Annotated in this window: 22 protein-coding genes; 20 read left to right on the plus strand and 2 right to left on the minus strand. The window is 52.7% G+C overall.

The window, feature by feature from the left end:
- Nucleotide 1 precedes the first annotated feature (1 nt).
- The 13 genes from phnH to ACP15Y_RS07810 all read left to right on the plus strand — a co-directional run bounded on the left by phnH (nt 2) and on the right by ACP15Y_RS07810 (nt 10,691).
- Entirely contained in the window at nt 2-535 is a 534-nt protein-coding gene (gene phnH / locus ACP15Y_RS07750) for a phosphonate C-P lyase system protein PhnH (protein ID WP_424982488.1), read from the plus strand.
- Nucleotides 536-1,597: a carbon-phosphorus lyase complex subunit PhnI gene (locus tag ACP15Y_RS07755; protein WP_424982489.1), complete on the plus strand. Its 1,062-nt coding sequence runs from the start codon at nt 536-538 to the stop codon at nt 1,595-1,597.
- Entirely contained in the window at nt 1,594-2,508 is a 915-nt protein-coding gene (locus tag ACP15Y_RS07760) for an alpha-D-ribose 1-methylphosphonate 5-phosphate C-P-lyase PhnJ (protein ID WP_424982490.1), read from the plus strand. Before ACP15Y_RS07755 ends, ACP15Y_RS07760 begins: the two co-directional genes overlap by 4 nt.
- Entirely contained in the window at nt 2,505-3,314 is an 810-nt protein-coding gene (locus ACP15Y_RS07765; RefSeq protein WP_424982491.1) for an ATP-binding cassette domain-containing protein, read from the plus strand. Before ACP15Y_RS07760 ends, ACP15Y_RS07765 begins: the two co-directional genes overlap by 4 nt.
- An 8-nt stretch (nt 3,315-3,322) precedes the next feature.
- The gene (locus ACP15Y_RS07770; protein WP_424982492.1) at nt 3,323-4,042 is read left to right on the plus strand and encodes a phosphonate C-P lyase system protein PhnL; all 720 of its coding nucleotides are present in this window, start codon (nt 3,323-3,325) and stop codon (nt 4,040-4,042) included.
- Nucleotides 4,029-5,195, plus strand: a complete 1,167-nt coding sequence (locus ACP15Y_RS07775) for an alpha-D-ribose 1-methylphosphonate 5-triphosphate diphosphatase (RefSeq protein WP_424982493.1) — start codon at nt 4,029-4,031, stop codon at nt 5,193-5,195. The genes ACP15Y_RS07770 and ACP15Y_RS07775 overlap by 14 nt, the downstream gene beginning before the upstream one ends.
- A gap of 142 nt (nt 5,196-5,337) precedes the next feature.
- The gene (gene phnC / locus ACP15Y_RS07780) at nt 5,338-6,144 is read left to right on the plus strand and encodes a phosphonate ABC transporter ATP-binding protein (protein ID WP_133571821.1); all 807 of its coding nucleotides are present in this window, start codon (nt 5,338-5,340) and stop codon (nt 6,142-6,144) included.
- Nucleotides 6,145-6,184: 40 nt separating this feature from the next.
- Nucleotides 6,185-7,117, plus strand: a complete 933-nt coding sequence (phnD, locus tag ACP15Y_RS07785) for a phosphate/phosphite/phosphonate ABC transporter substrate-binding protein (protein ID WP_424982494.1) — start codon at nt 6,185-6,187, stop codon at nt 7,115-7,117.
- 66 nt (nt 7,118-7,183) lie between these two features.
- Nucleotides 7,184-8,125: a phosphonate ABC transporter, permease protein PhnE gene (phnE, locus tag ACP15Y_RS07790; RefSeq protein WP_424982495.1), complete on the plus strand. Its 942-nt coding sequence runs from the start codon at nt 7,184-7,186 to the stop codon at nt 8,123-8,125.
- Nucleotides 8,122-8,979: a phosphonate ABC transporter, permease protein PhnE gene (phnE, locus tag ACP15Y_RS07795; protein ID WP_424982496.1), complete on the plus strand. Its 858-nt coding sequence runs from the start codon at nt 8,122-8,124 to the stop codon at nt 8,977-8,979. Before phnE (ACP15Y_RS07790) ends, phnE (ACP15Y_RS07795) begins: the two co-directional genes overlap by 4 nt.
- Before the next feature lie 71 nt (nt 8,980-9,050).
- Nucleotides 9,051-9,659, plus strand: coding sequence for a chloramphenicol acetyltransferase (locus ACP15Y_RS07800; RefSeq protein WP_424982497.1), 609 nt, complete (start codon nt 9,051-9,053; stop codon nt 9,657-9,659).
- Nucleotides 9,643-10,209: a permease gene (locus tag ACP15Y_RS07805; RefSeq protein WP_424982498.1), complete on the plus strand. Its 567-nt coding sequence runs from the start codon at nt 9,643-9,645 to the stop codon at nt 10,207-10,209. The genes ACP15Y_RS07800 and ACP15Y_RS07805 overlap by 17 nt, the downstream gene beginning before the upstream one ends.
- Complete coding sequence (locus ACP15Y_RS07810; protein WP_424982499.1) at nt 10,206-10,691, plus strand: hypothetical protein; 486 nt, start codon at nt 10,206-10,208, stop codon at nt 10,689-10,691. Before ACP15Y_RS07805 ends, ACP15Y_RS07810 begins: the two co-directional genes overlap by 4 nt.
- On the opposite strand, the gene ACP15Y_RS07815 is transcribed toward ACP15Y_RS07810, so the two are convergent.
- Nucleotides 10,683-11,594 carry a sugar phosphate isomerase/epimerase family protein gene (locus tag ACP15Y_RS07815; protein WP_424982500.1) on the minus strand — a complete coding sequence of 304 codons (912 nt, stop codon included), beginning with the start codon at nt 11,592-11,594 and terminating at the stop codon, nt 10,683-10,685. The genes ACP15Y_RS07810 and ACP15Y_RS07815 overlap by 9 nt on opposite strands.
- 204 nt (nt 11,595-11,798) lie before the next feature.
- On the opposite strand from ACP15Y_RS07815, the gene ACP15Y_RS07820 reads away from it, so the two are divergent.
- From ACP15Y_RS07820 to ACP15Y_RS07830, 3 genes are read left to right on the plus strand one after another with little or no spacing between them, the layout of a single operon-like run.
- Entirely contained in the window at nt 11,799-13,694 is a 1,896-nt protein-coding gene (locus tag ACP15Y_RS07820; protein ID WP_424982501.1) for an autotransporter assembly complex protein TamA, read from the plus strand.
- 42 nt (nt 13,695-13,736) lie between these two features.
- On the plus strand, nt 13,737-17,921 hold the full coding sequence (locus tag ACP15Y_RS07825; RefSeq protein WP_424982502.1) for a translocation/assembly module TamB domain-containing protein: 4,185 nt from the start codon (nt 13,737-13,739) through the stop codon (nt 17,919-17,921).
- A 48-nt stretch (nt 17,922-17,969) separates the two neighbouring features.
- Nucleotides 17,970-18,317, plus strand: a complete 348-nt coding sequence (locus tag ACP15Y_RS07830) for a YigZ family protein (protein WP_424982503.1) — start codon at nt 17,970-17,972, stop codon at nt 18,315-18,317.
- Nucleotides 18,318-18,331: 14 nt separating this feature from the next.
- On the opposite strand, the gene ACP15Y_RS07835 is transcribed toward ACP15Y_RS07830, so the two are convergent.
- Entirely contained in the window at nt 18,332-19,204 is an 873-nt protein-coding gene (locus ACP15Y_RS07835) for a MurR/RpiR family transcriptional regulator (protein WP_133571810.1), read from the minus strand.
- Between the two features lie 150 nt (nt 19,205-19,354).
- On the opposite strand from ACP15Y_RS07835, the gene ACP15Y_RS07840 reads away from it, so the two are divergent.
- From ACP15Y_RS07840 to ACP15Y_RS07855, 4 genes are read left to right on the plus strand one after another with little or no spacing between them, the layout of a single operon-like run.
- Complete coding sequence (locus tag ACP15Y_RS07840; RefSeq protein WP_424983080.1) at nt 19,355-20,119, plus strand: N-formylglutamate amidohydrolase; 765 nt, start codon at nt 19,355-19,357, stop codon at nt 20,117-20,119.
- Nucleotides 20,119-20,625: a TRAP transporter small permease subunit gene (locus ACP15Y_RS07845; protein ID WP_424982504.1), complete on the plus strand. Its 507-nt coding sequence runs from the start codon at nt 20,119-20,121 to the stop codon at nt 20,623-20,625. The genes ACP15Y_RS07840 and ACP15Y_RS07845 overlap by 1 nt, the downstream gene beginning before the upstream one ends.
- A complete protein-coding gene (locus tag ACP15Y_RS07850; RefSeq protein ID WP_424982505.1) occupies nt 20,625-21,947 on the plus strand; it encodes a TRAP transporter large permease in 1,323 nt (440 codons plus the stop codon). Before ACP15Y_RS07845 ends, ACP15Y_RS07850 begins: the two co-directional genes overlap by 1 nt.
- A gap of 55 nt (nt 21,948-22,002) precedes the next feature.
- A complete protein-coding gene (locus ACP15Y_RS07855) occupies nt 22,003-23,037 on the plus strand; it encodes a TRAP transporter substrate-binding protein (protein WP_424982506.1) in 1,035 nt (344 codons plus the stop codon).
- Nucleotides 23,038-23,100: the final 63 nt, after the last annotated feature.

Raw genomic sequence — 23,100 nt, forward strand, 5'->3', positions numbered from 1 at the left:
TATGGCGGCTCCTCAACGTAACCATGAAGAAGCATTTGCCAATGCCGCGTTTGACGCGATGTTGAGTGCAACCGCACGGCCGGGCCAAATTGAAACGCTGCCAGACAGCGATTTTGGTCCCGTCATTGCTGCGTTAATCGATCGTGAATGCACCTTCTTCGCAAGTGATGAAGTCCTCATTCAGCAATTGAGCGAAACGGGCGCGCGCTTTGCTGCGGCTGGTGAGGCTGACTTTGTGTTTTGCCGGGCTGATGAATTGGCGGCGCTGCTGCCAAAGGTGAAAATTGGCTCTGATCTATACCCGGACGATGGCGCGACATTGATTGTGGCTGCGGGCCTTGCCAAGGGTGACAAGCTGCGCCTGAGCGGTCCCGGCATTAAGGGCCATGAAGATGTGGCGATTGCCGGTTTTGAACGCGCGATTTGGGACCAGCGGACCAAGCAAATTCGATATCCGACAGGTTTTGACATGTTGATTGTGGATGGGGCGCAGCTAATTGCGTTGCCGCGGTCCACCAAGGCGGAGGTTTTGTAAATGGCCTATGTGGCAACACGGGGTGGCGAACGGGCCATCGAGCAATCTGAGCGTTTGTTCAAGCAAGAGCTGGGCAGCATTACACCAGAAAAAGTGAAGCAAGTGCGCGAAACCATGCCTTACTTGGTAGACCGGGTGATGGGCGAAGCCTCGCTTTATGATCGTGATGTGGCGGCGCTTGCGCTGGCGCAAACGGGCGGCGAGTTGAGCGAGGCAGTGCTGTTGTTGCGCGCATGGCGCACAACGCAACCGCGTATCACGGTGGCAAAACCTTTGGAGCAGGATGAGCTGCATGTGTTTCGGCGCATTTCGGCGGCGTTTAAGGATATTCCGGGCGGCCAGCTTTTGGGACCATCTTTGGATTATGCCCACCGCTTGCTGGCGACTGAAGTTTTGTCTGGCGAAGACTATACGCCAGAGCCTGTTGAAGAAGCAGAGAAAGCGGCACCATCTCACCAGCCGAGTGTGAGTGCGTGGTTGTCGAGCCAAGGTTTGGTGGACGATGCGGACCATGATGACACCGCGCCGGACGATATTCCGGATTTGACCCGTGAACCTTTGCTGTTTCCTGCCAAGCGGGCCCATCGGCTGCAAAGTTTGGCCCGGGCGGATTCAGGCGGGGTGTTGGCACTGGGTTATTCGGCCATGCGCGGCTATGGCCAAGCGCACCCGACAGTGAGCGAATTACGGCTGACCGAAGCCGAGATTGAAGTCCAGCATCCGTGCGGCACCAACTTCAGCGCGGGTCGCGTGAAGGTGAGCCAAGCGGAAGTTGTGTCGAAAGCCAAGGGCGAGCGGCTTGAACGCGGCTTTGCCGCCACCTTTGGGTGGAATGAAGTGAAGTGCATTTCAGCCGCCACCTTGGATTTGAATGCGGATGGGGCTGAGAAAAACTCAGCCGTTGAGGAGGAGTTCTTCCTTTACCACACAGAGGGTGTGGAAAGCTCAGGCTTCTGCATTCACTTCAAGCTGCCGCACTATGTGACGTTCCAATCCAGCCTAGATGCCATGCGCGATGCGAAGGCGAAAAAGCAAACCCCGCAAATGGAGGCGGCAGAATGAATTTAAAATCGCTGAGCAAAGAGTGGGAAGCGGTGAGCTATGGCTTTTTGGACGCTTCTGCCAAGCGCGAATTGCGCCGCAAAATGCTGAAAGCTGTGGCCGTGCCGGGGTGCCAGATGCCTTATGCCAGCCGCGAAGTGCCGATGGCGCGGGGCTGGGGCACGGGCGGGTTGCAAGTGTCGCTGACTTTGATGAATCCAAAAACGGTCGTGAAAGTGATCGACCAAGGGGCAGATGACAGCGTGAACGCTGCATCGATCCGCAAGTTTTTGACGCGGGTAACCGGGGCAGAAGCCACATGGGACACGTTGGATGCAACGCTGATCCAGTCGCGTCACCGAGTGCCAGAGGAAAAGCTGACCAAGGATCAGATTTTGGTACTTCAGGTGCCAAACCCAGAGCCGTTGCGGTCGGTCGAGCCGAACATGTCCATCGCGCGGCAAATGCATGCAGATGCGGATTATAGCCGCATGTGGTTGCAGCTTTATGAGCAGATTGTGCGCTCTGGCCGGGTGATGCAGGGTGCGTCTTATCCGTCGATGGTGAATGGGCGGCACGTGATGACGCCGTCGCCGATCCCGCGTTGGGACGTGCCGAAACTGCATATGGCTGAGCATTTGACCATTCTTTCAGCTGGGCGGGAAAAACGTATTTTTGCGGTGCCGCCGCACACGCGGGTGGAGCCATTGGTGTTCTCTGATGTGCCCTACAAGGTGGAAGAGCATGGCGACATCACCTGCACCCGCTCGGCGCTCAAGGGCTTCTTTATGAACGAAATTCCGAATGATGATGGCACCTCGAGCTATGAAGTGTCGGACAGTAATTTGGGCATTAAAGCGCTGAATGCGCCGGAGGATGCGTCGCCAAAGATAGGCGAGACGTGGTATCAAGATGGGGAGTGGGCGCAATGAGTGTCGACATGAAATTAGAGCGCAGCGCGCCACAATTTATCACGCATGAACCCCTGCTGCACATGACCAACATCTCCAAACGCTATGGCGATGTGGTGGCGTTGGATCAAGTGGGCGCCAAGGTGTATCCCGGCGAAGTGTTGGGCATAGTAGGTGAAAGTGGCTCGGGCAAATCCACCTTACTGCGGATGATGAATTTGCAGGAATTGCCCGATCAAGGCACCTACCATCTCGATATTGAAACCGAAAAGCCGAACCTTTTTGATATGGATCGTTATGCGCGCTTGCAATTGCGGTCGCGGCACATTGGCATTGTGTATCAAAACCCGCACCAAGGGCTTTTGATGAAGCACACAAGTTCAGGCAATGTGGCGGAACGTCTGCTGATCGCTGGGGAACGCAGCTTTGCGAATTTGCGGGCAAAGGCCAGCGATGCGCTGGATGCGAGTGAGTTTCCGTTGGAGCGGATGGATGCGCCGCCGATTGAACTTTCTGGCGGGATGCAACAGCGGGTACAATTGGCCAAGGCGATTGCGCTTGAGCCAGCCTTGTTGTTGCTGGATGAACCGACCACCGGTTTGGACGTGTCAGTTCAGGCACTGGTGCTCGATACGCTTAAGCGTTTGCAGCAGGATCGCAAGATCACCATGGTGATTGTGAGCCATGATTTGGGTGTCATACGCACGATGGCAGACCGGGTTATGGTGATGCGGCGCGGGCAGGTGGTTGAGCAGGGCTTGGTGGACCAAGTGTTCCAAGATCCGCAACATGCCTATACCCAACAACTGGTCCATGCGAAATTGTGAGGCACATAATGACTGAAGCTGTTTTGAATGTAAGCGGGCTAACCAAAAGCTTCCAAATGCATCATTTGGACAATACGCTGCATGCATTTCGTGATGTGAACTTTAGCCTGAAGCAGGGTGAATTTGTGCTGCTCAAAGGGCCAAACGGGGTGGGCAAATCCACCTTGTTGCGCACCATTTATCGCACCTATTTGCCTGTTGACGGCAAGGTGATGTTCCATTCTGCCCGTGGCGATATCGATCTGGCGAATGCGGCGGATATTGACGTGGCCCTGTTGCGGGCGGAAGAGATTGGGTTCGTGACCCAGTTTTTGGTGGCACGTCCACGGGTGGCGGCAGAAGAAATTGTGGCGGAACCCTTGCGGTTGGCTGGAGTTGCGCCTGAAGATGCGCTGGATCAAGCGCGCCATTGGCTCAATGTGTTTGGTGTGAAGGAGAAGCTTTGGAAAGCCTATCCAACCACCTTTTCTGGTGGCGAGCAGCAAAAAGTGAATTTGGCCCGCGCCTTAATTTTGCCGCGGCGATTGCTTCTGCTGGACGAACCTACAGCCTCGCTTGATGCAGGGGCCCGCGCGGCGCTAACCCAGCGTTTGGACGAATTGAAAAAAGAAGGTGTGGCCATGATTGGCGTTTTTCACCACCCCGGTGATGTGGCTGATTTGGTGGATCGCACCATTGAATTGACAATTGTAAGCGAAGAACGGAGACCGGCTGATGTGGCTGTCTGATCTGAGAATTGTGCAACATGATCGCGTGATTGAGCGCGGCGCGGTGCGGATTGATAATGGCATGATTGCTGAAATCCGCGAAGAACCTGTAGCTGGCGGTATTGCTGGCGATGGCCTGGCGCTTATGCCGGGCTTTATTGATATGCATGGGGACATGATTGAGCGCGAGCTGGAGCCGCGCCCACGAGTCAATATGCCTGCTGAAATTGCATTCCGCGAGTTGGATCGTCGCTTGGCGGGTGCTGGTGTTGTCACTGCTTATGCTGCCGTTTCTTTCACCACAGGTGCTGCCGCTGGTGAAATGCGCTCGTTTGAACATACGGGCCAAGTGATCCGCGACTTATGTGCCGTGCGTGACAAGTTGAATGTGGACCACCGCATTCATGCGCGTTTTGACATCACGCTGGAAAATGCGTTGAGCGTTATTCGCGGTTTGATTGAAGATGACGCGCTGGATTTGGTGTCGCTGATGGATCATACGCCGGGCCAAGGCCAGTATCGCGATATTGAGCGACATATTGAACATGTGGCGCATATGCGCGGCATTTCCCGCACTGAGGCACAGGCGCTGGTGGAGCGCAAGATTGCAGATCGCACGCGCCCGGAAGATGTGTTGACCGCGACATTGCGCGAAATTTCAGATTTGTGCAAAGCGCACAAGGTGATCATGGCCAGCCATGATGACGATACGGTTGAAAAAGTCGCGTTGATGAACGCGTTCGGCGTGGCGATTTCCGAATTTCCGGTGGACATGATCGCGGCGAAAGAAGCCCATGCTTGTGGCTTGGCTAATGCGATGGGTGCGCCGAATGCGCTGCGTGGCCAGTCTTATTCCGGCAATTTGTCGGCGCGTCAGGCACATGAAGCTGGCGTGTTGGACATTTTGGCATCTGACTATCACCCAAGTTCAATTTTGCCTGCGATTTTGATTTTGGCGCAAACTGATCCGAACGGATTGCCCGGTGCGGTGCGCTTGGCGACAGCCAACCCGGCCAAAGCGCTGGGTCTGATTGATCGGGGCCGCATCGAAGTGGGGCAAAAAGCTGATCTGGTGATCGCGGAGACGGATGGCATGGGGCACATTGTGACCAGCATGCGCAATGGCCGTGTGATCTATTCTGATGGGGTTGTTGGCCTCAACAAAGCGGCCTGAAAGGCTGAATAAATATCGGATGAATTGGGTCTCAACCAATTCATCCGGACTTGTGACACAAGTTTTACATTTCTGCACATAGAGCGTCATTTAGGCGCGGTATCACTTCCCTAAATCATCCGAATGAAAAGGGGAGGGTGAAATGACCGCTCTTAATATTTCTGGACTTTCAAAGCATTTTGGCACCACCAAGGCGGTGGATAGCGCAACGCTCGACATTGAAGCTGGGCAGTTTGTGGGCGTGATTGGCCGCTCCGGTGCAGGCAAATCCACACTGCTGCGGTTGATCAACCGCTTGATCGAACCGACAGAAGGTTCTGTTTCGTTCGATGGCGTCGACATCACCAAGCTAAAAGGCAAGGCCCTGCGCCAGTGGCGGCGCGATTGCGCGATGATCTTTCAACAATTCAACTTGGTGGACCGGTTGGATGTGATCACCAATGTGTTGATTGGCCGGGTGGCCGAGCATGGCGTTCTGTCGTCCACTGCAATGCGTTTTTCTGATGAAGAGCGCACCATGGCGGCAAAAGCGCTTGATCGGTTGGATATGGTGCCGTTTGCCTTGCAGCGAGCAGGCACCTTATCTGGCGGTCAACAGCAACGCGTCGCCATTGCCCGCGCGTTGGTTCAAAACCCACGCATTATGTTGGCGGATGAGCCAATTGCCTCGCTCGATCCGGGCAACGCAACCCGCGTGATGGATGCGCTGCGCACCATTAATGAAGAAGATAAACTTACTGTTTTGGTCAATTTGCACACGCTGGATACCGCGCGCGAATATTGCGGGCGGATCATCGCCATGCGCCAAGGCCAAGTGATGTTTGACGGCCCAGCCCATGAGCTCACCGATGCGGTTGTGCGCGATATTTATGGCGCAGATGGCCTAGACGATTTCAACGAAGCTGTAACCTCAACATCGGTCGGCAATCGGCCACGCGTTGCAGCGTAATTTCCAACACCTAACCAGCATATCTATCAGGAGAACCCCCATGAAGTTGCTGACAAGTACTGCGCTTTTGGCGTTGATGATGACCCCTGCCTTTGTTGCCCCGGCTGCGGCAGAAGGTTGGAAAGACGATTATCAAGTTGTGAAATTTGGTATTCTTTCTGGCGAAAACGAGCAAGACCGTTTGGAGCGCAACGAGCCTTTGCGCGAATATTTGGAAAAAGAACTGGGCGTGAAAGTCGAGATTTTCACAGCCGGCAACTATGACGGTGTGGTGCAAGCCATCGCCGCTGATCAGATCGAGATCGCCCGTTTCGGTTCATCTTCCTACGCCGCTGCTTATACAGCTACAAATGGCGGTGTGGTGCCGTTCCTTACGACAGAAAAAATGAATGGTAACACCGGGTATCGTTCCATCGTTGTAACCCGCTGCGATAGCGGCATTGAAAGCCTTGCTGATGCAAAAGGCAAAGTGCACGCTTTTGCCGACCCAGATTCAACTTCTGGCTATGCAGTGCCTTACTTCAACTTTGTTGAAAAAGAAGGCTTTAAGCCGGAAGATTATTTCTCCGCCGTTCCATTCTCCGGTTCGCATGAAGCTGGTGTGCAAGGTGTTGTGAATGGCACCTTCAACACGGCATCAACTTATCAGAACAATGACGAAGATGGCGTTTATCAGCGCATGGAAAACAAGGGCATGATCGATGAAGGTGTGGTGTGTAAAATCTGGGAAAGCCCAGAAATTACATCTGGCCCTTGGACTGCTCGCGCCAATCTGCCTGAAGAGATGATTGCCGACATTTCGGACGCTATTCAATCATTCCCAGCAGCTGATCCTGAGGGCTGGAAGGTTTATTCATCGTTCGACCCTGCAGATCCAAATCCAGATAAAGGCTCAGTAAAGGTTGATCATGAGCGTTATCAATGGATCGTTGATATGCGTGAATGGCTGCGCCAACAGCGTCGTGGCGGCTAAGAACTGACAAGATGGGGCGGGCTATGTCTTTGGGCATAGTCCGTTCTTTTATTGAAGGAAGAGCATATGACCTTGCAGGCGACCAGCATAAATGATTTGCCGCCAAGCAGCTCGGCGATGGAACAGTTTGAACAAGATTTTAATGCCCACCGACGCAGCATGCGCGTCAATTGGGCAATTGGCAGTTTGGTCTTTTTTGTCCTGTTTGTGGTGACGGCTTGGATTGGTGACTTTTTCAAAGTGACCCAAGTGACCACCATTGATGGTGCCCGCGAATGGCAATGGATTATTTCAGCCGGATTGCCCCGGTTGGGCGAATTTATTGTGCAGACCATCCCCACTTTGACGTGGGAAAATCTGGGTGTAGATTTGGCTAATTGGTTTTGGCGCTGGCCCGTATGGATGCAGCTATTGCTCGAGACGATTTTGATTGCCTTTATGGCGACCGTGCTTGGGGTGATTGGCGGTTTTGTCCTGTCGTTCCCGGCGGCACGAAATTTGACGCCTAACAAATATGTGCTTTGGGTGTGTCGTCGCTATTTGGAAATCGCGCGCACCGTACCTGAATTGGTTTGGGCGCTGATCTTTGTGTTTTGCTTTTCAGTTGGGCCAATGGCTGGCGTGCTGGCGATTGCGCTGCATGCGACGGGTTCTCTGGGCAAGCTCTATTCTGAAGTCAATGAGAACATCGATATGCGTCCACTTGAGGGCGTGAAAGCTGCCGGGGGCAGTTGGTTCGATCAAATCCGCTATGGCGCTGTGCCGCAGGTGATGCCGAACATCATCAGCTACACCTTGCTGCGCTTTGAGATCAATGTGCGGGCCTCCTCCATCATTGGCTATGTGGGCGCGGGCGGCTTGGGCCAAGAGTTCCGCACGGCGATGAGCTTTCAAGAATATACCGACTTGTCGGCCCTCTTTATCATCATTTTCGTCACCGTGATGGTGATTGATTTTCTATCGGAAAAACTGCGTCACCGCATTATTGGCATGGGAGAGCGCACATGAATGTGACAGAAAAAGAAATCGCTCATTATCGCGCACAGGTGCCGCATTTATACAGCGAACCATTGCGGGTGCGTTTACAGCGGGCTGCGGTTTGGATTGGCATTGTCGGCCTGTTTATCTACTGCCTGATCGTGTTCGATTTTTCGCCTGCACGGATTATGACAGGTGTGGAGCGTTTTGGACGAGTACTTGGCTTTATGTTCCCGCCCTATGTTTGGACAAGCTGGTTCGAGTTTGCGCCGATCTTAGAGGGCCTTTTGGAAACATTGGCCATTGCCTTTTTGGGCACTGTACTTGGCGCGGTCATCGCGTTTCCGCTGTCATTTTTGGGTGCGAAAAACATCAATCGCATTCCATTTCTGCGGCATACAACGCGTCGTGGTTATGATGTGATCAGAGCGTTTGAAACACTTATCCTGGCACTGATCTTTATCCGTGCATTTGGCTTGGGGCCGCTGCCGGGGATTTTGGCGATGGCTGTTTCTGAAATTGGCACATTCGCAAAACTGTTTTCCGAGGCGATTGAGAATACGTCAGAAAAGCCCGTTGATGGGGTGAAAGCCTCTGGCGGCTCGCGGTTCCAAACGGTGCGTTTTGGGGTGATGCCGCAAGTAAGCCCGGTTATTATTTCCATCCTGCTTTACAATTTTGAGTCCAATGTACGGTCCGGTACAATTTTGGGCATTGTGGGCGCAGGCGGCATCGGCTTTTTGCTGTCGGATCGGATTTCGGCTTACAAATGGGATGAGGCATGGTCGATCATCTTTTTGATCATCATCATGGTTTACATCATTGACTGGTTAAGCGCGAAAATTCGCAAGAAGATTATTGGTGAGTTTGGCGACACAAAATAACGCAAAATGCCATGCGACACTGTTCTAACTGGGGCGCGACCGGCGCCCCACTTTCAATTAAGGGATGAAAAATGAAGCAATTGAGTGAAGCGCCAACAATACACCCGGAAGCTGATCTGAAGGACTGCACTCTAGGGGCATGGACCGATGTGGGCAAAGGCACTATGATGCGCGAATGTGAAATGGGTGATTATTCCTATATCACCCAAGATTGCCATGTGGTGTGGACCAGCATTGGCAAATTTTGCTCCATTGCAAATTCGGTGCGGATTAACCCGGGCAACCATCCAACCTGGCGGGCCTTGCAGCATCATTCAGTCTATCGCGCCGAGCAATATGATCTGGGCGACGACGACCAAGAGTTTTTTGACTGGCGCAAAGATCATTGGGTGAATATCGGTCATGATGTTTGGATTGGTCACGGGGTGACCGTGACCGCTGGGGTGACGATTGGTAACGGCGCAGTGGTTGGTGCCGGGGCGGTGGTGACGAAAGATGTCGCGCCCTATAGTGTTGTTGGTGGCGTGCCTGCCAAACTGATTAAGCGCCGCTTCACCGAAGCGCAGGCGGAAGCGCTTGAGCAAATCGCAGTTTGGGACTGGCCGCGCGACAAATATAAGGCCGCTATTCCGGATATTAGAGCATTAGATATTGACGCATTCATTGAAAAATATCGCTGAAGATCAAGCCTTATCGGCTGCGCCTAAACCCAAAAAGCGCAAAATCTTCGATGGTGGAATTCTGGTTCTTGTGGCGATGACGCTGTTTGCAGCGATCGGTGTTATCGCCCAAAAGGGCCTTTGGCGTGTGGTCGAAATATTCGGCGAAACCATAGTGTTCGCGGTCACCCTGTCACCGAAAATTCTCGGCGGTGTGTTTATCGCAGCGGCGATCCCGTTGCTGGTTTCTAATGATAAAATTGCCAATATGGTCGGCGGGGAACGCGGCATTTGGGGGCTTGGGCTGGCGGCATTTCTAGGTGCGCTGATGCCGGGTGGTCCCATGATGGTTTATCCGCTGGCGGCGGGCTTTGTTGTGGCTGGCGTTGATGCTGGTGCGCTTGTTGCTTTTGTGACCGGGTGGAGCCTGTTGAATCTTAATCGCACTATGATCTGGGAAATGTCTTTCTTGCATGCAGACTTTGTTTTGCTGCGCTTATCCATATCAGTCATCTTGCCCATTTTGTGCGGCCTCGCCGCACGGAAGATGTTTGCGGAGGCGCGAGCATGAATATTTTGATCGGCACGATTGTGATTTGGGCTGGCGTTTTCTATGCGTGGCAGCGGCTCGGGCACACTGGTCAGCGAGGTGAAGCGCTGAGCGCGGCGGTTGAATTGTTAAAATTCACTTTGCCACGCATTGGCATCGCATTGTTGGGCGCAGGCCTGTTTGCGGAGCTGTTACCGCAAGATCAGGTACGGTCGGTATTGGGGAAAGAGGCGGGCTTTGGCGCTATCGTGCTGGCCAGTTTTCTCGGCCCGATCACGCCGGGTGGGGCCTTTGTTTGCTTTGCAATTGGCGCAGGCGCGCTGAAAGCCGGGGCAGCTATTGCGCCCGTTATGGCCTACACCACAGCGTGGGCGCTGTTTTCGACCAGCAAGATCCTCGCTTATGAGTTGCCATTGTTGGGTGGACGGAACTTTATGCTGCGCTTTGCCGTGACTTGGCCCATCCCGTTGTTGGTGGGCGGGATCGTTTACTTTCTAGCTTAGCTGAGCGGCAAAGTTTTGCGCGGCAGCTAAGGTTTGGCGGCCGGAATGGGCGTAGTGATTGCTTTTTAGCTCGATGATGATTCCAGCGGGCTTTTCTAGCTTGAGTGCATCGGCAATTGCCTCGAAATCGATGGTGCCAAAGCCGGGGGCAGCATGCATGTCGCCAATGCCGAAAAACAACCGTTCGCCATCACTATCCCATTTGATGGTGGCGGGGGCGCCTGTAGAATCCGAGAAATGGATATGCCTGATATGCGGCGCCAAATCTGGCAGTTTGTCCAGTACATCATAGCCCTGCAGTGTTGCGCCTTGCTGGGCATGGCTCACATCAAAGCAAGCCACAAGGTGTGGATGATTGATGCGGGAAAGCTGGTTGGCAAGGGCGCTCAAGTTCAAGGCGTATGATGTTTCGGTGCCCGCAATATTATGGCGATTGGGGTTGAGGTTTTCATAGGCAATGGTGACGCCTAGATTTTGGGCCCGGTCGGCCAATACATGCAAATCTTCTGCCTCTAGTGCTAACAAGTTACTGGCATTGTCGACCCAATGGCCGGGATGCACGCGGCCCGGATGCATGACCATAATTTCCGCGTCGCATTCGGCCGCCAATTCAAGGCTGGCCATGGCGGCGCGCAAATGATGTTCAATATGCGGGCGGTCCATTAAATTGATGGCAATAGGCGCATGGAGAGAATAGGCAATTTTTTGACGCGATAGAATGTTTTTCAGTTTGGCGAGTCGATCCGGCATCAACCGACAGGCGGCCACCACATCGAGGTTTGAAGCGTTCAGTTCACAAAAATTTGCACCCATATCCACATGCTGTGCGATACGCTTGCCTAGGGCATCAAGGTCGCCTTGTTGACCGTAATTTCCTACGCTAAACCCAACCTTTTTGCCCATTTCATTCACCTAAGCCAAATCATGTTAAACAGGCGGCCTTTTAGGAGATTTGAATGTCACTTCGGTGACAGGTGAGATTTGGGAAATGAACCATTGCACTTTTTGCGCATTGGGTTGAAAAGGGTTTTTGAAACGGGCTTAGCACTATGGTAGGGTTTGGCCATTAAAATCGAGCTTAAGTTAAGTGTTTGGAGTAGCAGCAAATTGTCCAATTTGGTGCGTAAGGGTTTTATCGGGGTTTCTGTTGTGGCTGCGCTTAGCATCGCTGCGGCACCCGCATATGCATTCGATTTTTCTCAATTATGGCCTTTTGGCGGTGATGCGCGCGTGTCAGATGCCGCAAGCATTGAGCCTGTTGCGGGCGAAGTGCGCTATGCCACGCAAATTCAGGTCGATAAATCCGAGCTTGAAGATGTGATTGCCAATGCATCTTTGCTCGTTGGCGATCAGGATGATCCGCCGGAAGATACGGTAAGCCTGTTAACGCGGGCGCGACTTGATCAGAAGCGCATTGTTGCTGCCATGTATGGCGAAGCCCACTATGGCGCAGTGCTGACAGTTTTGATCAATGGCACGCCGCTGGATCAGGTGCCGCTGGACCTCGATTTGCGTGGTCAGGTTGCACAAGTGACCATTCAGGTTGAAGCGGGGCCGCAATTTGTTTTTGCTACGCCAGATGTGCGCACAAATGGGCAGCCGATTGTGGTTGCTGATTATGGTTTACGCGTGGGCGATGTGGCTCGGTCTGACGCTATTTTGAACGCTCAAAACGCGATTTTGGCTGAGTGGCGAGATAAAGGCTATGCCTTTGCAGAAGTGGTGGATCGCACTATTGAGGCGGACCATCGCACCAACCAGCTTGATGTGACCTTGCGCATTGAAACGGGCCAATTGGCTCATATTGGTAATGTGCGGGTTTCGGGCGCAAAAGATGTGCGCGAGCAAACCATTATCGAAATTGCTGATTTGCCGCGGGGTGAAATTTATCGACCGCAAATCACCAAACGGGCAACACGCAATCTGCAAGAGTTGGGCGTGTTCAATAGTGTGGTGATCAAGCGCGAACGGCGCGCAGATCGACCTGATTTGGTTGACCTCAATATCGGAGTAAGCGAACGCAAGCCGCGGACCATTGGCGTTGGCGCGACCATTGGCAACACAGATGGGCTCGGCGTTGAAGGCTTCTGGGTACACCGGAATTTGTTTGGCGGTGCAGAAAAAGTGCGGGTTGAAGGTTCGGTCAATCGCATTGGTCAAGGTGGTTTGGATAAGATGGATTTCCATACCGCACTGGTCTATTTCAAACCGAATGCGTTTGGCCCGAAAACCAGTTTTGAGGGCAAAATCTCTTTTGATATTGAGAACCCAAAAGCTTTCACCAAGCGTGGCGGCAAAATTGAGACCAGTCTGACCCACGATATCACGGATGAGTTAAGCGTGCGCGGCGGCCTAACAGGCGAATATGCCGTATTGACGGTCGATGGCGTGACCACCAACCAATCAATCATCTCGGCGCCATTCGAGCTGACCTATGACACGCGAGACAATAGCCTGAACCCGACCGAAGGTATATTTGCGGTGGCTTATGCCGAACCGACTTATGCCATTTCCAATGGTGCGACCTTTGTGAAAACATCGGTGAAGGCCAGCACCTATTATGCATTTGACGATGAAGCCAAGCTGGTTTTGGCTGGTCGGGTTGCGGCCGGTTCCATTGTTGGCGCTGACCTTGCCGATGTGCCAACAGACCGGCGGTTCTTTGCTGGCGGTGCGGGCTCCATTCGCGGATATGCGTTCCAGGCTGCAGGGCCGAGAACAGGCGCAGGCGTGCCGACAGGTGGGTTATCCTATCTCGAAACATCTGCCGAAGTCCGGTACAAGGCCACTGAGCAAATTGGCGTGGTTGGCTTTGTAGATGTAGGCGGGGCGTTTACCTCAAATATTCCTGGGCAAGGTGGCGAACTCTATACTGGTGTCGGCGTCGGGGTGCGTTATTTGACGCCTCTCGGACCAATTCGCGCTGACATTGCGATCCCATTGAAAAATATTTCTGGGGAACCAAATTATGGCCTATATCTTGGTATAGGACAGGCTTTTTAACCTAAAGCCGTCTCACAGCAAGGTATAGTCGAAAGCCCCTTTATGATTGCAGCGAAAAAATGGATTTGGCGGATCACGCTGCCGCTTGTTGTGGCGCTGGCATTGGCGCTTGGCGCAGTTTCATTTTTGCTCCTAACCTCGGCGGGGCGTGACTTTACCGGAGATTATATCGCCAACAGCGTTAGCAATGATGCGCAACAGGTCGAGATCACCGGCCTTAAGCAAGTGTTGGGCGACCAATTGCGGATCGACCAAGTCCGTTTGAGCGATGTGGATGGCGTTTGGGCTGAACTCAACGATGTGCAATTGGATTATCAATTGGGCCAGCTCTTTTCGCGGCGCTTGATGTTGGACCGCTTGGCGGTCTCTAAAGTACAGATTTATCGGTTGCCGGTTACGCCGGAAAACCAAGATGCGCAAGCGTCTGCCCTCGCTTTTCCAGAGCAATTTTTGCCTGACCCCCTGCGGGCCGCTGATATTGACCAGATTTCAATTGATGAAATCGTGTTGGACGAACCGGTGCTCGGCACGGCGCGGCGATTGGCCATAAGCGGCAATGTAGACGCGCAAAATGTACCACTGAACACCCATGGTGAATTGCAATTGATTTCGCTTGATCGCAACACGCCGATCATGAATGCAGATTGGACAATTGCGCCCAACGAAGATGGCTTTGGGCTTCGGCTGGCCATTGATGAGCAGGGTGAAGGCTTGTTTGCCGATTTGATCGATATTCCTGGGCGCCCCGCATTTGAGGCGACTATTGCGACCAGCGGTCCCTTATCGAAACTCAAGGCAGATTTAAACGCGTCTTTGGATGGGCGCGAAGCGGTTAAAGGTGCGCTTGTTGTGTCGCTAACTGGCGAACAACAGGGGCTCCAAGCTGAGTTGGTAGGGCAATTGGCGCCGTTTATGCCGGACATGCTGGTGCCATTTGTGGCAGGGCAATCGCAACTCAATATTGATGCGGTACGCAGTGGTGACAATGAATTTGATGTGCGTAGCGCTCGGTTCCGCTCAGCCCTAACGCAAATTGAGGCGCGCGGCACCTATGCAGCGGATGCAGTTGATTTGTCGCTGACTGGGCAATTTGGTGATGAGGAAACTGAGGTTGCGTTCTCCCCCGATGGCGAGACTGAAATGCGCTTGGGTGCTGTGAATTTGAACGGTCAATTAAGCGGAGCGTTGTCGGCAGCGGATTTGGTGTTGAATGGGCGTGTGGCGCAATTGAATAGCGCTGACACAAGCTTTGAAGATGCACGGTTTAATGTCCGCGCTTCGGCTTTCGACTTGAACGAGCGGCAAGGCAATTTGGATGTTACGGCCAAAATGGCGTCTGCCCAATTGCAGAACCCGCAGATTGATCCGCTGCTGGCGGGGCCTATCAGTTTGGCAGCGACCTTAGCGGTTTCGCCAAATCAATATCAGTTTGAGAACTTGAGGCTTGAAAGCGCTGCTATTGCGGCGCGAGGTAAGGGCAGTTTTGAGCCTGAAACACAAAATCTAATCGCCGAACTTAATGCTGACATTGCGCCGCAGCAGGATGGGATTTATGGCCAGTTGTTTGCCAACGGAACGGGGCAAATTGAAGTGCGGCTGGTGCGCGATGGGCAAAAGCTTGCCGCCGAGCGGCTTATTGTGGGCAGCGGCAATTTGAATGCTGAATTGGCCGCAGAGTTAACCGCCGACGGCCTTGGCGCAAAGGGCAATGTTGGCTTTGCCAAGCTTTCTGCGTTTGATCCGCGCCTTGAGGGACAAGCCAAGTTTGATCTTGAAGCGAGCGGCGCGCTGAACAATCCGCAAGTGAAGTTACAATTGGCCGGTCAGGGCGTGCGGCTTGAAGGTGAACCGCTGGAAGATTTGAGCGGCACGATTGAAGGCAGTTTGGTAGAGGGCATTAAACTGGCATTGAACGCCACTTATCGGCAGTCGCCTGTTGAGCTTCAGGCTGAATATATTCAGGACGAAGATGGCCGGCAATTGCTTCGGGACGTGAAGGCCAATGTGCCGGGAGGTCGCGCGGAAGGTGCTTTGGTGATTGCGAATGATGGTTTGCTGGAGGGTAGTTTTGCCCTTGATGTTGCAGATTTGAAGGAGCTGGCACCGCTGCTGTTGCAGGAGGGGTTAGCAGGCAATCTGAACGGTAAGCTGGTGTTGGATGCGAGTGACGGGCAGCAAAATATGCAGTTTGAAGCTGCATCAGATGAACTGTCTATGGCCACAACACGAGCACAAAATGTGCAAATCGGCGCGCAGGCGAGCGACCTATTTGGTACGCCTATTTTGAATGGTGGCGTACGGGTTGAGACAGTGCGTGCTGCGAATGAGCGGCTATCAGATGTGCGGTTCGATGTGCGCAGCGAAGGGCAAAGTTACCCATTTGTGTTGCAAGCCGACTATAAAGGGGATCAGTTGCGTGCGTCGGGCAATGGCGCGTTAGGCGATGACGGTTTTGCACTAACTTTGGCCGAGTTTTCAGGGCGCTATCAGAATGTGCCTTTGGAGTTGGCGCAGGCCGCGACGTTAACGCCCGCAGAAAATGGGTTTGATCTGACGTTGCCGGGCTTGAATGTGGGTTCTGGTCGGGTTTCAGCGAATGGTCAGATTGGCGATCAGCTTAACATTGATGCGCAGTTAGATGGTTTTCCGCTGGGCTTGATTGAGAACTTCGCAAGCACGGGACAAGCGATTGATGGCAATTTAACGGCTCGCGCGACAATCACCGGCAGTGCCTCGGAACCGAAAGTGGATTATCGCTATCAGGCCAATGGATTTTCTGTTGCGCTGAGCCGCAGCAATCAATTGTCGTCGCTTAGCCTTTCGGGTTCTGGCACTTTCGCCAACAATCAATTGTCGATGCAAAATGACATTCAAGGTGGCGGGGCATCGGCCCGCGCCAATGGCACAATCAATCTTGCATCAAATACTTTGAACATTGATGTGGCCGGGCAGTTGCCATTTGAATATTTGGCGCAACCGCTTTCGCGGGCGGGTATTCGATTGACGGGTGCAGCGTCGATCGATGCAAAGATTACGGGCAGCACATCGGTGCCACGTTATCAGGGGCAAGTGAGCACCAGTGGTGCGCGGTTGTTGGATGTTGCGTCTAAAGTTTCGGTTTCGAACATTGAAGCAAATATTGCGCTCAACAATGATCGGGCACAGGTGGTGCGGTTAAACGGCGTTATTGGTGGTGGTGGCCAATTGTCTGTGACTGGGGAGACTTCGCTTAGGCCAGCTGAAAACCTGCAAAGCAATTATGATATTCGTGTGCGTAACGGGTCCTATGAAGATGGCACATTGTCGACGCAGTTTAATGCGGATTTGCGGCTGACAGGCCCGCTGGCCACAGGTGGGTCAATTGGCGGTGTTGCCAATATTGATCAAGCAAATATCCTTATCCCTGAGCAATTGGGTGGCGGCGTGTCGCCTGTTGATATTCAGCACAAAGGCGCTTCTGGCGCGGTGCAGCAACAGGCGGCTGAGTTGGCGCCAAAGCCTGCCGCGAGTGGTGGCAGCGGTGGCGGCATGAATTTGGATATTCAGGTAAATGCGCCACGGCGTATCTATATTCGCGGCCGCGGTGTAGATGCCGAGTTGGGCGGTCAATTGCGCATATTGGGCACAACAGGCAACCCTTCGCCTTCCGGGCAAATCAGTCTAATGCGCGGGCGCGTGGATCTGCTGACAAAGCGCTTCGACTTTGACACGGGGCAGGTCTTGTTCCGCGGTACGTTGGATCCTTCATTGAACTTCAGCGCCAGCACCCGCAGCGATGGCTATGTTTATTCGATCGTGGTGCAGGGTTACGCTTCTTCGCCTGAATTTTCATTCCAGTCCTCACCGAGCTTGCCGCAGGATGAGGTGGTGGCCAATTTGTTTTTTGGCAAAAGCTTGGGTGAGCTTTCGCCGTTGCAATTGGCGCAATTGGCCAATGCGGTGGCCACGCTGAATGGCTCCAATTCTGGCCCCGGACTGCTGGATCGCCTGCGCACTTTGGCAGGTGTCGACAATATCGATATTAAGAGCAACGAGCAGGGCGAAACCACAGTTGGCATTGGCGGATATCTCAATGACCGCACCTATGTAAATGTTGAAAAGGGCACCAAGGCTGCCGACGATAAGGTGACGATTGATTTGGAAATCACCGACAGTTTGAAAGCGCGTGGTGAAACTTCGGGTGATGGCAACACTGAGGCGGGCATCTTTTACGAGAAAGATTATTAAACTTCGCCGGAGTTGATTATTGCCGCTGATCTGCGTACCAGTTGTGCCATGATTATTCTCGACAACATCATTTCGGATCGCGGGTCAAAATATGCGGTTTCTGGTGGCCCTTGCCGCTCGGCAGAGGAGGCAAAAGCTTTCATCAAAGAGCTGAAACGCAAGAAGAAGTTCGCCAAGGCCACGCACAACACGTGGGCGGTGATCTGCGGTGAGGAAGAGATTAAGAATGATGACGGCGAGAGCGGCGCGGGCATGATCATTCTGCAAATGCTGGCGCGGGAAGAATTGCACAACCACATCATTGTGGTGACGCGCTGGTATGGCGGCAAACATTTGGGTGGCGATCGGTTTCGCCATGTGAAAGATGCCGTTCGGCTCTATTTGGATGAGCTTTAGAGTTTTAGAAAACTCTATGTAAATTTCCGGAAAAATTTAGTGCGGTCAAACATGACCTCTAACTCTTCCATCCGCTGGCGGGTTTTGGGCCAGGTACGGGTTTGCACATCGGCAATAATGGTTTCCACCACCAGCATTGTGGTCACTGAACTGTCCCATGCTGAAGGCACAACGATTTTCACGCTGAAAGTGTGGTCTGCCAATTTGGCGATGGGAGAGTGCCACTGATCCGTGAACAGGATGATTTTCGCGCCGGCTTCGGCCGCCATTTCGGCGAGGCGCAGGGTGCTGGTTTCATAGCGGCGCACGTCAAAAATGACGATCACATCATCCTTCTTCATATCGAGAAGATAGTGCGGCCACGCGTTTGAAATGGCTTGGATGTGGGTGACATCCTCGCGCAGAACCTGCATGTGCAAAAAGAAATAGTCAGCCAAGGACCGGGTGATGCGGCCGCCAACGATAAACAAGGATCGCTTTGTGTCGGCCAGCAGGGCGCAGGTTTGGTCGAATGTTTCAATATCCAATTGGCCAAGGGAATGGCGGATATTTTCAATCACCGCATCGGTGAATTTGTTGACGATATGCTCGTTCGGCGCTTGACCTGCCCAAGTGTCGTGCTTGGCAATCGGGTCGGAGATGGTTGCTTCCACCTCGTTGCGCAACGCGGCTTGAAATTCTGGAAAACCTGAGAAGCCGATTTTCTTTACCAAGCGGGCGACTGTTGGGGTGGAGACCCCAGCATTTTTCGCTACAGCCGTGATCGAGCCAAGGCCTGAAACAGGATAGTTCACCAAAATAGATTGGGAAAGCTGGCGCTCTGCGCGCGTCAGATTGTCGGCATTGTTTTGCAACAATTCGGCGACTGTGCTGGTGCTTTTTGACACGACAAATTCTCCGTTTCTCTTGGTTTATCAACAATCGAAATGAATATGAAGAAAAGATTTCAGAAAAGATATTGACAGGCGATTGAGTTTTGAAGAAAAATGTACAGAAGAGGGGTGGGTGTGAATATTTCTTCAGAAAAATCGAAAAACATGAATACTGATTTTGAGGCTGTGCGGCTGGAGAACCCAGACGGCACATCGCCTGTGCTTTTAATTTGTGAACATGCTTCAAACCATTTCCCACCTCAGTTTAACGGGTTGGGCCTGAGCCAGAAGGTTCAAGAAAGCCATGTGGCATGGGACCCGGGTGCTTACGCTGTGATGCAGCGGATGGGCGAAATTCTTGATGCCAAAATGATTTCTGGCGGCGTTTCTCGTTTAATCTACGATTGTAATCGCCCGCCAGAGGCCGTGGATGCGGTGCCAGTAAAAAGCGAGATTTATGATGTGCCGGGCAATCGCGAGCTAAGCGTTGATGCCTATATGGCGCGCGTGTCGCAATGCTATACGCCGTTTCATAAGCAGGTTGCTCAAGCCATTAGCTGGGCCAAGGTGCCGCCTGTGCTGGTGACCATTCACAGCTTCACCCCGGTGTATTTTGGCGAACAACGGGCCACCGAAATTGGCATTTTGCACGATGAAGATTCCCGCCTTGCGGACGCGATGCTGGCCCATGCTGAGCAAATGTCAGCGATGAAGATTGAGCGGAACGAGCCTTACGGCCCGGAGGATGGGGTGACTTATACACTGCAGCGCCACGGCATTGAGCATAAGCTTTTGAACGTGATGATCGAAGTGCGCAATGATTTGATTAAAACTGAAGCGCAGCAAGATGACATGGCGCAACTGCTTTCGGATATGGTGCAACGGGCTTTGAATACCCTTGATGAAATTAGCGCGGGGGAGGCGAGCTAATGATGTCATTTATGGGCAAATATGTCCGCATTATTGATGCGATCAATTATCGAATGGGTCGCATCATGATGTATTTTATCTTTGTGATGGTGGCCATTTTGTTGTGGTCCTCAATTTCAAAAACCTTCTTTTTGCCTTCGCTTTGGACCTTGGAAATGGCCCAGTTCGCGATGGTTGCCTATTATATCTTGGGTGGGCCTTATGCCCTGCAAAAAGGGGCAAATGTGCGCATGGATTTGTTCTATGGCACTTGGTCGGACAAGCGGAAAGCGCAGGTGGATGCGATTACCGTTTTGTTTTTGATCTTCTATCTCGGTGTCATGCTCTATGGCGCTTATGACAGCACCAGCTATTCCTTCCAATATGGCGAACGAAGCCCAACCGCTTGGCGCCCTTATCTTTGGCCAATCAAAGTTGTGATGTGTTTTGGCATTTTCATGATGTTGCTGCAGTCCATTTCGGAGCTGTTCAAAGACATTGCCACCCTTAAAGGAGTGAAGCTCTAATGCCTTATGAGTTGATTGCCATCTTTATGTTTGCCTCGATGATGCTGATGCTGATGACCGGGCAACGCGTTTTTGGGGCGATTGGCGCGGTGGCGGCAGTTGCAGCGCTTTTCCTGTGGGGGACAGGCGGGTCAGATATTCCGTTCGCATCGGCCATGAAGCTGATGAAATGGTATCCGCTTTTGACCCTGCCCATGTTCATCTTTATGGGCTATGTTCTTTCAGAATCCAAAATTGCTGACGATCTTTACCGCATGTTCCATGTGTGGATGGGGCCGATCAATGGCGGGCTGGCCATCGGCACCATCGGTTTGATGGTGTTGGTTTCAGCGATGAATGGCTTGTCCGTTGCCGGTATGGCAATTGGCGCGACCATTGCGCTGCCAGAATTGTTGCGTCGCGGCTATGATAAGAAGATGGTGACGGGCGTTATTCAAGCTGGGTCGTCGCTGGGCATTTTGGTTCCGCCTTCTGTAGTGTTGGTGCTTTATGCGATGATTGCGCGGGCACCTGTTGGCCAGCTGTGGTTGGCGGGCGTGGTGCCGGGCTTGATTATGGCGGCCCTATTCATCCTCTATATCTATATTCGCTGTCGCATTCAGCCAGAGCTTGGCCCTGCGCTGAAAGAAGAAGATCGCGATGTGACCACGGCCGAAAAATATCGGCTGTTGGGCGCAGGTGTGCTGCCAATTGTTATCTTCGCGGCGATGATGGTGCCATTTATCAATGGCTGGACCAGCTTGGTCGAAAGTTCTGCTATTGGTGCGATGACTGCTTTCTTGGCGGCGGTCGTGAAACGGCGCATGACGCTAGAGGTGTTTGAAACTTCGGTACGTCAGACCTTGCTGATTTCATGCATGTTTATGTGGATCATTTTGGCCGCTTTGGGCTTTGGCGCGGTGTTTGATGGGTTGGGCGCAGTGCGCGCTATTGAGAACCTGTTCACCGAGCAATTGGGCTTAAATCCTTGGGTGATCCTGATCATCATGCAGCTTTCATTTTTGCTGATGGGCACCTTTTTGGATGACACGGCGATGCTGGTGATCGTGGCGCCGCTTTATGTGCCGCTGGTGGCCGCACTTGGCTTCGATCTGGTCTGGTATGGCGTTTTGTACACCATCACCACGCAGATCGCTTATATGACGCCGCCCTTTGGCTACAACCTCTTTCTGATGCGGGCCATGGCGCCGCCAGAGATCACGCTCAAGGACATTTATGGCTCGATCTTGCCATTTGTGTTGGTGATGCTGCTGGCGCTTGGGTTGATCATGGCATTCCCGCAATTGGCACTTTGGCTGCCAGAAACAGTCTACGGAAAATAATTCAATAATAAGACCCAGAAAATGGGCACTAAACGCTTCAAACAAGGAGAAGGAAATGACCAACAGACGTAAGTTTCTTGCCGGTGCCGCGATGGCACCAGCGGCTGCATTGGCCACCCCGGCCATTGCGCAAAACAAGATCCGCTGGCGGATGCAAACATATGCTGGCCCGGCTTTGGCTGAGCATGTGATTAAACCTGCCATCGACAGCTTTAATAAAATTGCTGGCGACGAGATGGAAATCGAATTGTTCTTCGCTGACCAGCTTGTGCCCACAGGCGAATTGTTCCGTGCCATGCAAAAAGGCACCATCGATGCCGTGCAGTCAGACGATGACTCCATGGCTTCACCAACAGAAGTGACTGTTTTCGGCGGTTACTTCCCGTTCGCTAGCCGCTATTCTTTGGACGTGCCCGTGCTGTTCAACCAATATGGTTTGAACGAAATCTGGGACGAAGAATATTCTAAAGTTGGCGTGAAGCACCTTTCAGCAGGCGCATGGGACCCATGTCACTTCGCCACGAAAGACCCGATCCGCAGCTTGGAAGATTTGAAAGGCAAACGCGTCTTCACCTTCCCAACAGCGGGCCGTTTCTTGAGCCAATTTGGTGTGGTGCCGGTGACATTGCCTTGGGAAGATATTGAGGTTGCGGTGCAAACTGGTGAGTTGGATGGCGTTGCTTGGTCAGGCATCACAGAAGACTACACGGTGGGCTGGGCCGATGTGACCAACTACTTCCTCACCAACAATATTTCTGGTGCGTGGGCAGGATCATTCTTTGCCAATATGGACCGTTATCAAGAGCTTCCTGATCACCTGAAAGAGCTGCTTAAAATTACCATGGACAGCTCTCACTATTATCGTCAATGGTGGTATTGGGGTGGCGAAGCCTCACTTCGGGTTAATGGCACGAAGATGCAACTGACCTCTATTCCGGATCAGGAATGGGATCAGGTTGAAAAGGCCGCGCTAACGTTCTGGGATGAGATTGCTGCAGAATCTGAGACCAAGGCGAAGGTGGTTGAAATCTTCAAAAAGTACAATGCGGACATGCAAAAAGCAGGTCGTCCGTATCGCTACAACAGCTAATACAACTGGTCCCGGGGTGTGCATTTTGCTGCTCCGGGATATATTGCCAATTTGAGGGATGAC

Origin of the sequence: Maritalea sp. S77, assembly GCF_049801075.1 — a bacterium.
Taxonomy (GTDB): domain Bacteria; phylum Pseudomonadota; class Alphaproteobacteria; order Rhizobiales; family Devosiaceae; genus Maritalea.